The 13,876-nt window shown below is 63.8% G+C and carries 10 protein-coding genes; 6 read left to right on the forward strand and 4 right to left on the reverse strand.

Features of this window, described 5'->3' with window-relative positions; genetic code table 11:
* Nucleotides 1-42: 42 nt before the first annotated feature.
* The gene (locus QM693_RS06395; RefSeq protein ID WP_283351763.1) at nt 43-1,368 is read left to right on the forward strand and encodes a UDP-glucose dehydrogenase family protein; all 1,326 of its coding nucleotides are present in this window, start codon (nt 43-45) and stop codon (nt 1,366-1,368) included.
* The gene (locus QM693_RS06400) at nt 1,368-2,750 is read left to right on the forward strand and encodes an O-antigen ligase family protein (RefSeq protein ID WP_502942603.1); all 1,383 of its coding nucleotides are present in this window, start codon (nt 1,368-1,370) and stop codon (nt 2,748-2,750) included. Before QM693_RS06395 ends, QM693_RS06400 begins: the two co-directional genes overlap by 1 nt.
* A gap of 255 nt (nt 2,751-3,005) precedes the next feature.
* Here the strand turns inward: QM693_RS06400 and QM693_RS06405 are convergent, their stop codons facing one another.
* Both QM693_RS06405 and QM693_RS06410 read right to left on the reverse strand, forming a co-directional pair.
* Nucleotides 3,006-3,548, reverse strand: a complete 543-nt coding sequence (locus QM693_RS06405) for an acyltransferase (protein WP_283351765.1) — start codon at nt 3,546-3,548, stop codon at nt 3,006-3,008.
* A gap of 402 nt (nt 3,549-3,950) precedes the next feature.
* Nucleotides 3,951-4,529 carry a cold-shock protein gene (locus QM693_RS06410; RefSeq protein ID WP_283351766.1) on the reverse strand — a complete coding sequence of 193 codons (579 nt, stop codon included), beginning with the start codon at nt 4,527-4,529 and terminating at the stop codon, nt 3,951-3,953.
* Nucleotides 4,530-4,615: 86 nt separating this feature from the next.
* On the opposite strand from QM693_RS06410, the gene QM693_RS06415 reads away from it, so the two are divergent.
* Nucleotides 4,616-5,935, forward strand: coding sequence for an HNH endonuclease signature motif containing protein (locus tag QM693_RS06415; protein ID WP_283351767.1), 1,320 nt, complete (start codon nt 4,616-4,618; stop codon nt 5,933-5,935).
* Between the two features lie 751 nt (nt 5,936-6,686).
* Here QM693_RS06415 and QM693_RS06420 read toward each other — a convergent pair.
* Entirely contained in the window at nt 6,687-9,533 is a 2,847-nt protein-coding gene (locus QM693_RS06420; protein WP_283351768.1) for a LuxR C-terminal-related transcriptional regulator, read from the reverse strand.
* A gap of 289 nt (nt 9,534-9,822) precedes the next feature.
* Here QM693_RS06420 and QM693_RS06425 point away from each other — a divergent pair, with 289 nt between their 5' ends.
* The 3 genes from QM693_RS06425 (at nt 9,823) to QM693_RS06435 (ending at nt 11,893) form a co-directional block, all read left to right on the forward strand.
* Nucleotides 9,823-10,248: a hypothetical protein gene (locus QM693_RS06425; RefSeq protein ID WP_061042699.1), complete on the forward strand. Its 426-nt coding sequence runs from the start codon at nt 9,823-9,825 to the stop codon at nt 10,246-10,248.
* Between the two features lie 161 nt (nt 10,249-10,409).
* Nucleotides 10,410-11,663: a S8 family serine peptidase gene (locus QM693_RS06430; RefSeq protein ID WP_283351769.1), complete on the forward strand. Its 1,254-nt coding sequence runs from the start codon at nt 10,410-10,412 to the stop codon at nt 11,661-11,663.
* A complete protein-coding gene (locus tag QM693_RS06435) occupies nt 11,660-11,893 on the forward strand; it encodes a hypothetical protein (protein WP_283351770.1) in 234 nt (77 codons plus the stop codon). The genes QM693_RS06430 and QM693_RS06435 overlap by 4 nt, the downstream gene beginning before the upstream one ends.
* 18 nt (nt 11,894-11,911) lie before the next feature.
* Here QM693_RS06435 and QM693_RS06440 read toward each other — a convergent pair whose 3' ends face one another.
* Nucleotides 11,912-13,804, reverse strand: a complete 1,893-nt coding sequence (locus QM693_RS06440) for a DUF4012 domain-containing protein (protein WP_283351771.1) — start codon at nt 13,802-13,804, stop codon at nt 11,912-11,914.
* Nucleotides 13,805-13,876: the final 72 nt, after the last annotated feature.

A 13,876-nucleotide genomic window follows, 5' to 3' on the forward strand; every position in this document is an offset into this window, starting at 1 on the left:
CAACCTCTGATCGCATCAACGTCTTCTGATAGTGAGTTCGCAATGACAACACGGATCGCCGTATTCGGTACTGGCTATCTTGGGGCTACACATGCAGCGTGCATGGCTGACCTTGGGCATGAAGTACTCGGTGTCGACGTCGACACGTCGAAACTTGCCATGCTCGCCTCTGGCGAAGTTCCCTTCTACGAGCCCGGGCTCGAAGAAGTGCTGCGACGCAACGTCGCTTCGGGTCGATTGCGGTTCACGTCCTCGTACGAAGACGCGGCGGAATTTGCAGATATTCATTTCCTTGGCGTCGGTACTCCGCAGAAGAAGGGGGAGTTTGCTGCTGATCTCAAGTTTGTCGATGCGGTGATCGAAAGGCTGGCACCTCTTCTGACCGGCCCCGCCGTGATCTTCGGAAAGTCGACAGTCCCAGTAGGAACCGCCGAGCGCCTAGGCGTTCGGGCGCGCGAGCTGTCGCCGGCCGGAGACGCCGTTGAGGTGGCCTGGAATCCGGAGTTCCTTCGCGAAGGCTTCGCAGTTCAGGACACACTTCATCCGGACAGATTGGTGCTTGGTGTTGACCGCAATCGTCCGGGCAGGGCTGAGGCCGTCGCCCGCGATGTGTACGCGCAGCTTCTGGAAGAAGGCATCCCGTTCTTGGTGTCGGACCTGGCAACAGCCGAGTTGGTCAAGGCGTCTGCGAACGCTTTTCTTGCGACCAAGATCTCGTTCATTAACGCCATCGCAGAAGTATGTGAAGCAGCTGGTGCCGACGTGACCGTGCTGGCGGACGCAATCGGCCATGACGCCCGGATCGGACGGCGTTTCCTCAATGCCGGCCTTGGCTTTGGTGGAGGTTGCCTACCGAAGGACATCAGGGCATTCATGGCGCGAGCAGGCGAGCTCGGCGCCGACCAAGCCCTCACGTTTCTTCGCGAGGTCGACAACATCAACATGCGTCGTCGGACACGCATGGTCGAACTCGCCCGCGCAGCTTGCGGATCGTTGCTCGGCGCAAGGGTTGCTGTCTTGGGTGCGGCCTTCAAACCCGACTCCGACGATGTCAGGGATTCTCCGGCACTCAACGTGGCCGGCCAGATTCAGCTACAGGGTGCCGCCGTCAACGTGTATGACCCTAAGGCGATGGACAACTCGCGTGCTTTGTTCCCGACACTCGGGTACTCGGAAACGGCGTTGGATGCTTGCGAGGGAGCGGACGTTGTCTTGGTACTGACGGAATGGTCGGAGTTCTGCAAGCTTCAGCCTGCGGACCTCGATGCAGTGGTTCGAAAGAAGGTTCTAATTGACGGGCGTAATTGCCTAGATCCACAGCAGTGGCGCGACTCAGGTTGGACGTATCGCGGCCTCGGGCGCCCGTGATGCTGGTTGGGTGTATTGCGGTCGCCGCGCTTATTGCCGTTGCCGTGATCGTTAAACAGTTCCGTACGGATGCACTGACCTGGGACATGGGAAGTACCTATATCCTCGTTGTAGGTATCGCATTTCACATGGGGCTTGGGCTGTCGAAGCTGACTGGAAGCGATGAGTACCGAGTCGACTCGTCGGGGGTCCGGCAACTTGTGAATCCCGGCTGGATCAGTAGCGTCGTCCCATCGCACCAGGTAGTAGTTCTGGTGGCTGCGGCGGTAGTCGGATGGTTGGCGTTGGCCAAGCGACGTAGCGTCGTGATTCCCCTCCCAGCAAGCCTCTGGACGAGCTTCATAGTTATCGCACTGGCTGTCGACTACCTTCGCTATGGCAGTCTTCCGTCCGGGGAGCCACTGCTTATGCTCGTTTCCCTGATCGCTGCGTGCGCCGCAGTCCGTTCAAGGGCCGGTGTCATCACAGGCGCGGCGACGTTCGTCCTTGGCATGTGCATCCTCGGAGCCCTGATCGCGGTGGTCAACTCTGCTGCGGCGATCCAGACGTGCACGGTGAAGTGCAGTATTGGCGGGATCATCTTCTCCGGACCGACCAGCCACGGAAACTCGCTCGGCCTAATCTTGGCGTGCGGCCTTCCATTTGTCTGGATGGCATTCCGGGGCCAAGCCCGGGTTTGGCTCGTTATCTATGTCGCCGCGAATCTCGCGCTCTCAGGCAGCCGCACCGCAATGCTGGCAGGCGCCGCCGGGCTTGTTGTCCTAGTGGTGACGAATCCATCAATTCAAGGGCGCATTGTTAGTGGCCGAAACCAGTGGTTCGCGATCGGTTCCGCCACTTGCCTTGCAGTGACATCGCTTCTAGTTCCCCGTCTTATAACGGATCCAAACTTTGCGACCGGCCGTGGACGCCTATGGGAACTTGCCTTTTCGCGAATCGAAGGAACGCCGCTCTTCGGCGAAGGGTCCACTGCCTGGTACCGAGAGTTCACCGCGGGGTCATTCGGCAGCGCCTCGGCTTACTCCACCCACAATCAGTGGGTGGAGGCTACGCTCTTCCTCGGCATGGTGGGTGTCGTCCTTTTTGGGGCGATCGTATTTGCGTTCATGATGCCACGTTCTGCGAACAGTCGTTTTCTGATCGCCCCCGTCCTGGCCGTCATCTTCTCGCTGGGAGTCACGGAGAGACCGATCGCGCTGGCGCTGGTGGACCTCATAAGCTGGGTATTGTTTGCCCTGATCATGATCTCGGTGGGAGATAGTCCACTGCAGGGGAAGGCATCCCCGTATCTGCAAGCTGTGCCTGGGATACACACTGTCGGCCAGATTCCGTCGGAGTCAAAGAAGCGCCTGTCCATGCGCGGACGGAACGTCATCGCGTAGCTCGAATCTGAACTTTCAAGAAGCAGCCGGTGGGCGAGCGCGCCGCCGTTTACACGGGGGCTTTCCGTGTGGCACAAGTCCGTCAAATCGATCCGCATTACGCTGCCAATCGCGGATCCTGCATCCGCAGATGCCTCACTGCGCGTTCGCCAGAACCACCAAGGGCAGCGACACTGTCTCCGAACCCTGTTTAGCCACTGACAGGCTCGGTGATTAAGCGGGTAGGACAAGGCACCGGCCCGTCCGGGGCTCCTATTAGTCCTGCACAGCGTCAGTGCTCATGAAGGGTCGGAACTCCTTCTCTGTGATTGAGTCGACCTGGTCTCGGCGGTTGTCACCGACCATGTCGGATTCAGTCGGCCACTTGTCGACGCGGGCGATGAAGTCTTTCCAGGTGGTGACGATCCGCGCTGGGTTGCCTGCTACCACGTGACCACTGGGAATGGACTTTGTGACCACGGAGCCCGAACCCACGACGCACCGATCGCCGATCTTGACGCCGGGCATGATTGTGGCTCCAAGTCCTACGAATACATCGGACCCAATCTCGATCGGAGCGATTCGGTAACGGCGCCCCTTCTCATCTCGGTGAAGCCAACCGCTGCCGTCGTGCGTGACGAAGTTGACTCCCGAGCTAATCGTGACTCGGTCGCCGATCGACACGAGCCAGGGTTCGTTCGTGCTGATGTCTGAGTAGAGGCGGCACCCTTGGCCGACTGTGCACCCGGCAGCACGTGCTGCGACTACCGGGCCTTTCAGCGACTTGAGTGCACGAAACTTAATGCGATCCAACTTCATAGGCGAAATCTTGCCCCACGGGGTTTCGTTCCGCACCTCCACCCCGCCAAAATTCTTGATCTAGCCCGGCGGATCGGCGCAGCCCTGAGTGGAATGATGGGGATCGGCCGGCAAGTACCTTACGTTCACGTCGCCGAATGGCAACCACTCATGTCGTTCACTGTACGTGATGACGCCTCCGGGATCTGCTGACGCAGTCGCATTAGGCGGCAGGTGACTGGCGCGACGTGCTGACGGTGGCACGGAACCCCAGGAAGACCTGCTTCACATCCACCACGCGTTGATCCTAAACCGGGCGTTCTGCGTCGACCAGACACCGATCAGCGGCGGATCGGAGAGGTGGGATAAGGCCCTGATGGTGGCAATGCTGCTAGTTCCCCGAGGAGGTGGTCCGAGGCCGCTCTACTCCACCTTCCGAACGTCTAGTGCGCGGTAGTGGTAGCCGTCCTGCGTTCCGCCCACCATCGTCTCGGGCTCGAATGTCACCTGATGTCCTGGCGTCAGCGAACGAAAGCCCGAGCCGGCGACGTTGCTGAAATGCGCCCACGCGCCACCCGGTCTGGCCTCGGAATCGATTACGCCCCAACCCTCTTCGTCGCTCCAGGTGCGCACGATCCCAGTAGTGCGGTCGGCGGGGATGCGTGGGGGCACAGGAGGGAGGTCCGCTTCTGTGAGCTCCCTCGCCGTGCCATCGGGAAAGGTGAGCCACATGTGAGACGAGTAGGGGCTGTCCGACGGTGGCGCGACGTATGGTTCGCTGCCCGCGGGCCACGCGCGAGTCGTGGCGAAGTTACAGCCGTTCATCGGGTTGTCGAGCGCGTTCCACTCGAACTCCACTTGCTGGCCCTCGCGTAGCGCGGGAAAGCCCTCGACCGCCACGCTGTGGAACAACGTCCAGCACCCGCCCGGAGTTTCGTCAGAATCGATGATGCCCTGCATCTCCTCGATGTTCCAGCTACGGACGACCCCGGTAGTTGTCATGCCGCCATTGTCCCTTGGCGCGTGATGGAATGGCCGAGTTTGCGCTCGCCATTGACTCGAACAAGTGTTCGAAGTAAGATTCGAACATGGGGCTCGGGGGAGATATCCAGGGGGCGTTGTCGGATGAGATTCTCGCGACCGCGGTCGGTGATGCGTGGCGTCTGGCCGAGGCGGAGTTGCTCGACTCAGTGGTTCGTATCTCGGAAGAGATTCAGCGACTCGAAGCCTTGCGCGTCAAGCTCGTCGGTGCCGTCGACCACCGCTGCAAGGTCGATGTGCTGGGGTTTCCGAACGCCAAGATGTGGCTGGCCTCCAAGACGTTGCTCGAGGTAGGTGCGGCGGGACGAATCGTGCTGTTGGGCCGAGGTTTGCGTCTCCAACCGGAGATCGCGGACGAGTACTTCGATACGAACATTTCGGCGGAGCATGCTGCGCTGATCATGAAGTTCTGCGAACGGCCGCCCAAGGGCATGCCACCCGAAGCGATGGATGATTGCCGAAATGCTTTGCTGTTCGCCGCAACCGGTCCCACCGCGAACACGGATGCAGTGCGCGCCGTCATCGCCAGACTGGAACGCGCCTTCGAATCCGACGACCCGCCGCCCAGTGAAGACACCGAACTCAACGAGTTCCACGCCTCCAAAACGCTCAACGGACGCGTCGCTGTCAGAGGCGACCTGGACGCCGTCACCGGCGAGATGCTGCTCTCGGCGCTCTCCGGACTGTCCAAGCCCCGGCCCGCGCAGGCCGGAACCAAAGACAGCCGCACCCCCGAACAGCGACGGGCCGACGGATTCACCGAACTCCTTCGCCGTTACCTCGACTCCGGGATCGCCGGCGAAGAAGGCGGAGAACGACCACACGTCTCCCTCCACGTCAGCCTTCGCGATCTAACCGACCACACCGACTGCAGTGCACGAGCAGAGCAGGATGCCGCCGCCTCACCGGACGACTCACTCTTCGCCGTCGACGGAGTCGCATGGACCGAGTGGATGGGGCCACTGAGCATCAAAGCAGCCCGGCTCCTCAGCTGCGACTCGATCTACACGCCGATCGTGCTCGACGAGAACGGGGCGCCACTCGATCTCGGTATTTCCACCCGGACCGTCACGAAAAGGCAGCGAAAAGCGTTGGTGGCGAGGGATCGGGGATGTGCGTTCCCCGGATGCGGTGCGCCGCCGTCCTGGTGCGAAGGTCACCACATCGTCCACTGGTCCGAAGGAGGACCCTCCGACATGGGCAACCTCGTGCTGCTCTGCGGATTCCACCACCGACTGCTCCACCACAGTGAGTGGGAAATAGAAATGGGAGCCGACCGGCACCCCACATTCATCCCGCCCAGGCAGGTCGACTGGGAACGACAGCCGATACCGGCACACAACCGGGGTCGGCCCCGAGCGTCCTGACTCGAGGGCGCCGCACACATTGCCGACTCTGCAACAGGACGATTCCTGTTGCAGAGCCGGCATGTCGTCGTGCCCAGAGTCCGGGCACGACGCCAGCGAACCGTGGTGCCCATCGACTCGGCAAGCCCACTGCGATCGGCGACATCGAGCTTCATGCGCGCACGGAAGAAATGACCCTCCACCGTCCACGCCGACACGAACAACCCACCCGCGATCTGCCGGTTCGACTACCTGCCGCAACCATGCACCCCAACTCACGTTCACGACTCGTCAGGGGAAGTGATGGGCTGCCTCCACGAGAGCGGGGGAGGACATCTGATCGCATAGGGCGGACAGAGCCTCGGCCGTGGCAGCACAATCGCTAGAACGCCGTTCGCCCCCAGCTTGCGTACAGGCAATCGCTGCCGAGCATATGCATCAGCGGCATCGGGCAGGGGGCCGATTCTTTCGAACTCGCTGCTGCCGATGCCCATCGCACACGTTTCCCGACTGCACTGCGGCGGCATGCCGGGCCCCAACTCGACAAATGCCTTCGCAGATGTCGGCCGATTCCCGGCGAGACGAGCTGCAGTAGTCGTGTCAGCGAACCCAGGTGGCAAATCGTGATGCGGCCGTCCGGCGGGTACGACTCGAGCGTCGCCCACCTGGACTAACTCTACATCTGCCAAACGGTCGGCTTCGTCAAAGGTAATCCTCCAGGGGCGATGCTGCGTTCTCCATTCCCTTGGATGAAGGTGTCCGACGCGCAGCTCTACTCCACATTCCGGACGTCCAGTGCACGGTAGCGGTAGCCGTCCTGCGTTCTGCCGACCAACATCTCGGGCTCGAACGTCACGTGCTGTCCCGGCGTCAGCGAACGATGCCCCGAGCCGGCGATGTTGCTGACGTGCGTCCACGCGCCACCCGGGGCTGTGTCGGAATCGATCACGCCCCAGCCCTCGGCGTCGCTCCAGGTGCGGACGACGCCGGTGGTTCGGTCGGCGTGAACCGTCGTCCCCATCGCCTGCGCAAATCCTTTACGGTCGGTGACATCGAGCTTCATGGACGCACGGTAGATATGACCCTCCACGGTCCGCACCGAGACGAACAACCGCTCGGCGATCTGCCGACTCGACAGGCCGGCCGCAACCATCGACCCCACCTCCCGCTCACGGCTCGTGAGGGGGAGTGGATGTGCGGCCTCCACCAGAGCGGGTGACGACATGTGATCGCATCGGGCCGAGAGGGCTTCGGCCGCCGCAGCGCACTCGATCGAACGCCGCTTGTCTCCGGCATGCGTAAACGCGATCGCCGCCCGAGCGTACGCGTCAGCGGCATCCGGCAAGGCACCGATCCTCTCGAACTCGGCTGCTGCCGAAGCCACACCGCATCCGTTTACGGCCGCGACTGCCGCCGCATACCGCGCAACGATGTCCACAAGCTCGCCGTCGCAGATGTCGGCCAACTCTGCGAGCCGCGTAGCGGTAGTCGTGTCGCCGAACCGGGTGGCAAGGTGAAGCGCGACCGCCTCGATGCCGAACTGTCCTGATTTATAAGCGCACTCTGCCGCCGACCGCGATAGGTCGACGGCCCGCGAGGTTTCACCTTGCGCTGCGGCGAGCCACGCCTGCGACATCATGAGTTGGGGCCCGAACACGGCAACGTGCCGGCCGTTCCGAGCCTGCGCCGCGGTGATGATCCCGTCCGCCTCGTGAATGCGACCGAGTTCCGCATACGCCTGACCGAGGACGATGTAGGCGGGGAAACTCCACGAGATCGCATCGGCAGTATCGCCGACGTTGAGGGCGGCGATCGCCTGTTCTAGTCGACCCGCGGCGTCGGTGAACCGACCGCGGGCAAGTTCCACGGTTCCCACCAGGATGTTCGCGAGCCCCCACGCAACGTATCGGCCGCTCGACGCCAACGAGAGGTACTCCTCGGCCCGGCGCTGCGCCGGGGTGAACTGTCCGGTGAGGGTCAACGCGAGGATCTCGCCGTGCGCGGCAGGGAACCGAAGCAACCCGTCGATCTGATCGGCCACCGCAGCGCTGCGTGCCGCCAGTTCCGGCACTTGGGCGCCGCGCCCCATGAGTGCCAGGGACAACCCGCCACCGAAGTACGCCCACTCGATCGCCCATGGCAGTACTCGGTCGGCGGCCAGAATCGCCTTCGCCGCCGCGGCTGCTTCCTCGGGCCGATTCTCGAACACCGCGCACACCGAGCCGATGCCCTCGATGATCGGAACGAGACTGGGATGCGTGACCTTCTCGCGGAGAACCGCGAGGACCTCGTCGGCCTTCTCCGACTCGCCGCTCGCCCAGAACAGGTTTGCGATCCGCGACGTACCCCAGCGCACCAGCTGCACCTGGTCCAGGCTGTCGGGCGAAAAGGACAGCAGCAACGATTCGGCCTCCGTGGCGTGCCCCTGCCACAGCAGAGCACGGGCCAGGAGGTCGGCCGCCTCGAAGCTGCCGGTCTGGTCGAGTGCCGCGCGCGCGAGTCGTTCCCCCAGAGGAACATTCGCCAAACCGATCGCGTCCTCGGCAGCGTTGACCAACAGATCGGGTTCGACCGACCGGTCGCTGTCGAGCGCCAACTCTGCCAGGCGAATTCGATTGGAGGATCCGACCACGGCCCGGCTGCTCAGCGCCTCCACGAGCTGTCCCCGGAGCCGTCGGCCCGCCGCGCGCCCCACCCGTCGTCGAATCACCTCACCGAACAGCGGATGCGTATAGCGGACGTCGAGCCGGTGTCCATCCTCGACGATTCTGACAAGGCCGCGTCGCTCGGCCTGCTCCACCGCGTCCTCACCGGCGAGCTGACCGAGGGTATCCAGATCGAGCGGCTCGCAGAAAGTGAGGAGCTGCAACGCCTGCAACACGTCGTGGGGAATCTGATCGATCCGGTGCTCCAGCAGGGAAGCGAGTTCGGACGTGATGGCGGCACGCCCCCGTAACTGCCAGACGCCACCGGAGCGGCGCAGCGTCCCCGCTTCGAGAGCGCCCTCCACCAGATGCCGGACGAACAACGCGTTCCCGCCGGACGCCTCCCAGATCATGTCCGCACTCAGCCCCTCGAGGGGGCCGTCCAGCACGGACTCGATCAACTCGATGCTCTGTTGCCGGCTGAACGGCGCCAGTTCGAGCCGCAGGAGGTGACCGTCCTTCCACAACGACGTGATCGCGTCGGGCACGGTCTCGCCGTTGCGAACGGTGGCGACGATGTGCACAGCCCGGTCGAGGGCAAGCTGATGAAGGAATGTCGCCGAGAGCTGATCGAGGAGGTGCGCGTCGTCGACACCGATCACCACGTGGCCACTGTGGCCGTCGTCGAGGAGCGCCTGCCGCGCCGCGGACAGAAAGGCGACCGGATCCCGGGAGGTGGATGCCCCGACCAGATGGGCGAACACACCTAACGGGATGCTTCGCGCCGATTCGGTGCCCGCCACCCATTTCACGTCACGTGGCAACGACTCGGTGGCGAACCTTGCGAGAGTGGTCTTGCCGACGCCGGGATCGCCCGTGAGGACGACACCGCATCCCCCGGACCGAGTCGTGAGCGACGCGGTGATCGCGTCGAACTCGACTTGCCGCTGAATCAAAGGCCACACCGGACCCATAGGTCTGATTCTAGATTCTCGCGCCACTGGTGACAGCGCCGAGTCGAGAATTGGACGCGAGTTATCCAGCGAAGCAGTGCAATACAACCTTGGAGCCGCTTTAGGCCGCAGTACTCCAGAGACTTCGATGGGTTGAGTAGGAAGACACGGGCACGAGTTCGGTTTCGAGATCGACCGGAGGCGTGTCCCGCACGATCGGGTAGGACGCTACTCGCGAGATTAGCCGACATCCCGGCCACGCTGAATGGGTACCGCGGAAAGTTGTTGCGTCGAACTACAGGAGCATGTCATGACCGCGCGGCCGGAGCCCTTCTTCAGTTGGACAGCGAGACGAGTCGAACTCGACGAAGTCGAATCCGCTGTCCTGGTGTTGGACGAAGTCGTACCGGTGGGAGCGGGCACGGCGCGACTGATCGCCACCCGCGACGACGACGTCGACTACCTTGCACTGATCGTCGGCGACGTGGCCGACCGACACGACGTCGCGGTCCGCGTCGTCGACGAGGAAGCACTCCTCATCGAGGGCAGTCGATTCGAATCTTCTCCGGAGATCCTGATCGGGTTGCGGACCGCACCGAGCATCTGCGGGTGCTCCGATGCTCGGCACGTCGATAGCCAGCTGTGCCTGGACGGTCCGATCCGGACGATGATCGCATCGATCGGCGTGCGGTCAGTCGTCGTCGACTGGTATCACACAATGTCTGCGGTCGCGTGAACCGAACTACTCACCCCGACAGCTCGGCCCGCGCAAAATTCGGGTAGCGCGCCACTCGCGGAATTCGGGACCACGTGCCGGACCGTGGAGAACGTCCGACGAGCGCCACCCCGGCGCAGCACGTCACTCGAAACTCACTCATCGCAGCCAAGGACTACATCGTGATATCACACGGAAATTCATACAGCGACAACGACGGCGACAACACACTCGCCGCCCCCTCCGAGCCTGAAGTCACAGGCAGCCACGTCGTCGTGTTCACCGAAGGCGGCAACCGAACGGACGCTGGGCAGACACTGCGCACCGTTGCAGGGCTGTCGAACGTCGCACGCAGCACCGAATTCGAATCCAGCGCGGTAGACCTGTCCGAGACTCAGGCATCCGACGCCGTCGTGTTCGACGAACTGGGGATTGCGGTGGTCACCGTCGATCCCGACCAACTGGCGGCACTGCAGGCGGCCGCGGCCACCGATGGCCCCGTGCTCTCCGTCGAGCCCGAGCTGATGCACTATGCCCTCTCGATCGGCACCGATCCTCGCGTGCAGGCCGAAGCGGCGAGCTTCAGCGACACCTCCGAGCTCACGTGGGGACTGCAGGCAACGAATGTCACCGCCTCGGCGTGCGGTGGCTTCGGCGTCAAGGTTGCCGTCCTGGACACCGGCCTCGATCTGACGCATCCGGATTTCGAAGGCCGCGCCATCACCGCCCAGTCGTTCGTGCCGGGTGCCGGCCCGCAAGACGGGCACAGTCACGGCACGCACTGCGTCGGAACCGCGTGCGGCCCCAAGTCCCCGAGCGGCACCCGCCGCTACGGAGTCGCCCACAAGGCGGACATCTTCGTCGGCAAGGTGTTGTCCGATCAGGGACGCGGAGCCGACCGCAGCATTCTCGCCGGTATCGAATGGGCGATCGTCAACGGCTGCCAGGTCATCTCGATGTCCCTCGGGGCGAACGTCGAGGCGGTGTCGGTTGCGTACGAGACGGTGGGCAGCCGGGCGCTGGCCTCGGGGTCGCTGATCGTCGCGGCAGCGGGCAACAACGCCAATCGCGCGGCAGGGAACATGGGATTCGTCGGTCCACCCGCGAACAGTCCGTCGATCATGGCTGTCGCAGCACTCGACTCGACACTGGGGCTGGGCAACTTCTCGGCCCGCAGCAACCCTGTCATCGGCGGGCAGATCGATGTGGCGGGGCCCGGGGTGGGCGTGTTCTCGACCGTCCCCGTGCCCACGCGGTACGGCGCGAAGAGCGGGACGAGCATGGCGGCCCCACACGTCGCGGGCATCGCCGCGCTGTGGTGTGAGGCAACCGGACGCACCGGAACCGAACTGTGGGCCGTCCTCACCCAGCAGGCCCGGAGGCTCATGCTGCCCTCCCTCGACGTCGGATCGGGATTGATTCAGGCACCGGCATGATCGGGATCACCGTCACCGTCGACGCCGACCACCTCGACAACATCGAAGCGGTCGGCGCGGCGCTGCGACTCCGCGGAATGCGTGTCGATCAGGTGCACGACACCATCGGAATCATCTCCGGCGCAGTCGGAGAAGAGGAATGCGCCGTGCTCGAATCCGTGCCCGGTGTGCAGTCCGTCGAAACGGAGAACACCGTCCAGATACCGCCGCCCGACGCCAACCCGCAGTAGCGGCGGCATCCGAAACGATCAGCTACCGCAATTCGGCACGTCGACCGTGATGTTCGGCGAATCGACCAACGGCTGCACCGGAACCCGGGCCTCGCCAGGGGCGGTGGGCTCGGTGAGCTCGAACTTCACCGCGGTCGTCTTGCCCCGAGGAATCATCGCTCGGACGTTGAAGACGGGGTGACCGAGTTCGGTGCCGGTGAAGACGAACTGCTGGGCGCCGTTGACGGTCACCTTGCCGAGCGTCGCCCCGCGGGTGGCGAGCAACGACAGGTCGACGGCGTTCGTGCCCTTCGCGACATTGCCGACGTTCTCGAACAACCCCGCAACGTAGTCGGGGAACTCGTCGGCAGGTGTGTTGTTGGTCAGGCGCACGGTGACGGTCGACGATCGGGTGTCGTCGACACAAGTGTCGGCCGCGTACTCGATCTCACGCGACAGGTAGTAGTCGAGCTTGTTTCCGCCCTGGTTGTTCACCACGACCCCCGCATATGGCGCCGCATCGTCCGGAACGATATTGCCGACCTTGGTAGTCGAAAGCACCTGTTGGAGGACGGGGTCTGCGCTCCACACCGCGATGCGACCCTCGCCGGCGGCCTTGCCCAGCGCGTCGAGCAGGGCCTGCGGGGACGAGATCTTGCCGGTCATCTTGTCGACCACTCGTGCTGCGACAGTCTGCAAGTACTGCTTGCGGGCCTTGTTGTCATCGGCGAATCGCACGTACGCGGTCGATTCGGTGAGCTCCACAACGTTGTCCTTGGTGAGCACCTCGCCGTCCGGCATCGTGACCGGGCCGATGGCACCGAGAACATAGCTGAGTGCGACAGGATCGGTCGCGACGACTCCGTCCACCTGTTCGCCGGACTCCTGCGCCCACAGCGACTTCCAGATCTGTGCGGCATACGGGAAGTGCGAGCTGAGGTTGCTGTTCCGGAAGTCGGTGGTGGGCCGGCTGGCGCCGTAGCGAGCCTCGAACTCGGGACCGAGATCGAGCGGTTGCTTGGCCAGTGACAACTCCGAGTTCGAGGCGAGCGTGTCAACCTTGGCGCCGCCGTCGTTGGCGCGAACGATGCCGAATCCACCCAGCAGGCCGCCGGTTCCACGCGCCTCGGCGTTCGTCTGGAATCCGAGGAAATAGTTCCGCGGCCCGTCCCCACCGAGCATCGCCGGCACCACCTTCGCGGCGATCGCGGTGTTGCTCAGCAGATTCGACAGCTCGGCCGTCTGATCCTGCAACGCCGTGCGCGCCTCGTTCACCACGTCGAGGTAGGTGGCCTCGTCGATGGTTTGTGCCTGATCCGACAGTGATTGGGCGGCAACGGATGTCTGATCGAGCACCGGGACGGCGTTCCGCAGCGACTGCACGTTGACGCGGCCACCGCTCTGGATCAGCTGATCCGGGGCAAGGGTGCTTCCGGCGTCCACGGCAGGAGTCAAGACGTCGTGTGTGAGCCCCCGCACGACCTCGGAGATCTGCTGAGAAGTTGCTAGCGGGCTACCGAGAACGGGGACGGCGGCGGTGATGCTCCACGGGATCGAGTGCGTGTTCTCGTAGGCCCGCGACGCGTACTTGTCGGCGTCGGCCGCTGACCGCTGGGCGTCCGCGGTGTTGCCGTCCAGCAGGGCGTCCTTGGCGAGCTGCGCATGACTGCGTGCTTCCTCGAGGTTCGCCTGCGCCTCGCGGGCGGTGAAGCCCAACCACGCGCCGAAGGCGACGACGACCACCACGGCCACCGAGCCCCCGATGATCACGCGGCGCCGCAAGCGATGCGACCGCACCTGGGGTTGGTGTGTCCGGCGTTTACGGACACGTCGAACCGGGTCGCTGTCCGCCGCCCGAGCTCGGTCGTCCGAGCCGGGATTGTCCGGGCCTGACGTGCCGAAACCCGACGGGCCCGTGACGTTGTCGTCCATTGCTGCTCGGCTCCTGTCTGAGGGTGTGGAGAGATTATCGTGACGTATCGCTCACCGCCGCCCCTCGTGTGG

This window comes from Rhodococcus sp. IEGM 1305, from assembly GCF_030058635.1.
In the GTDB taxonomy this organism is placed as follows: Bacteria; Actinomycetota; Actinomycetes; order Mycobacteriales; family Mycobacteriaceae; genus Rhodococcus_F; species Rhodococcus_F opacus_D.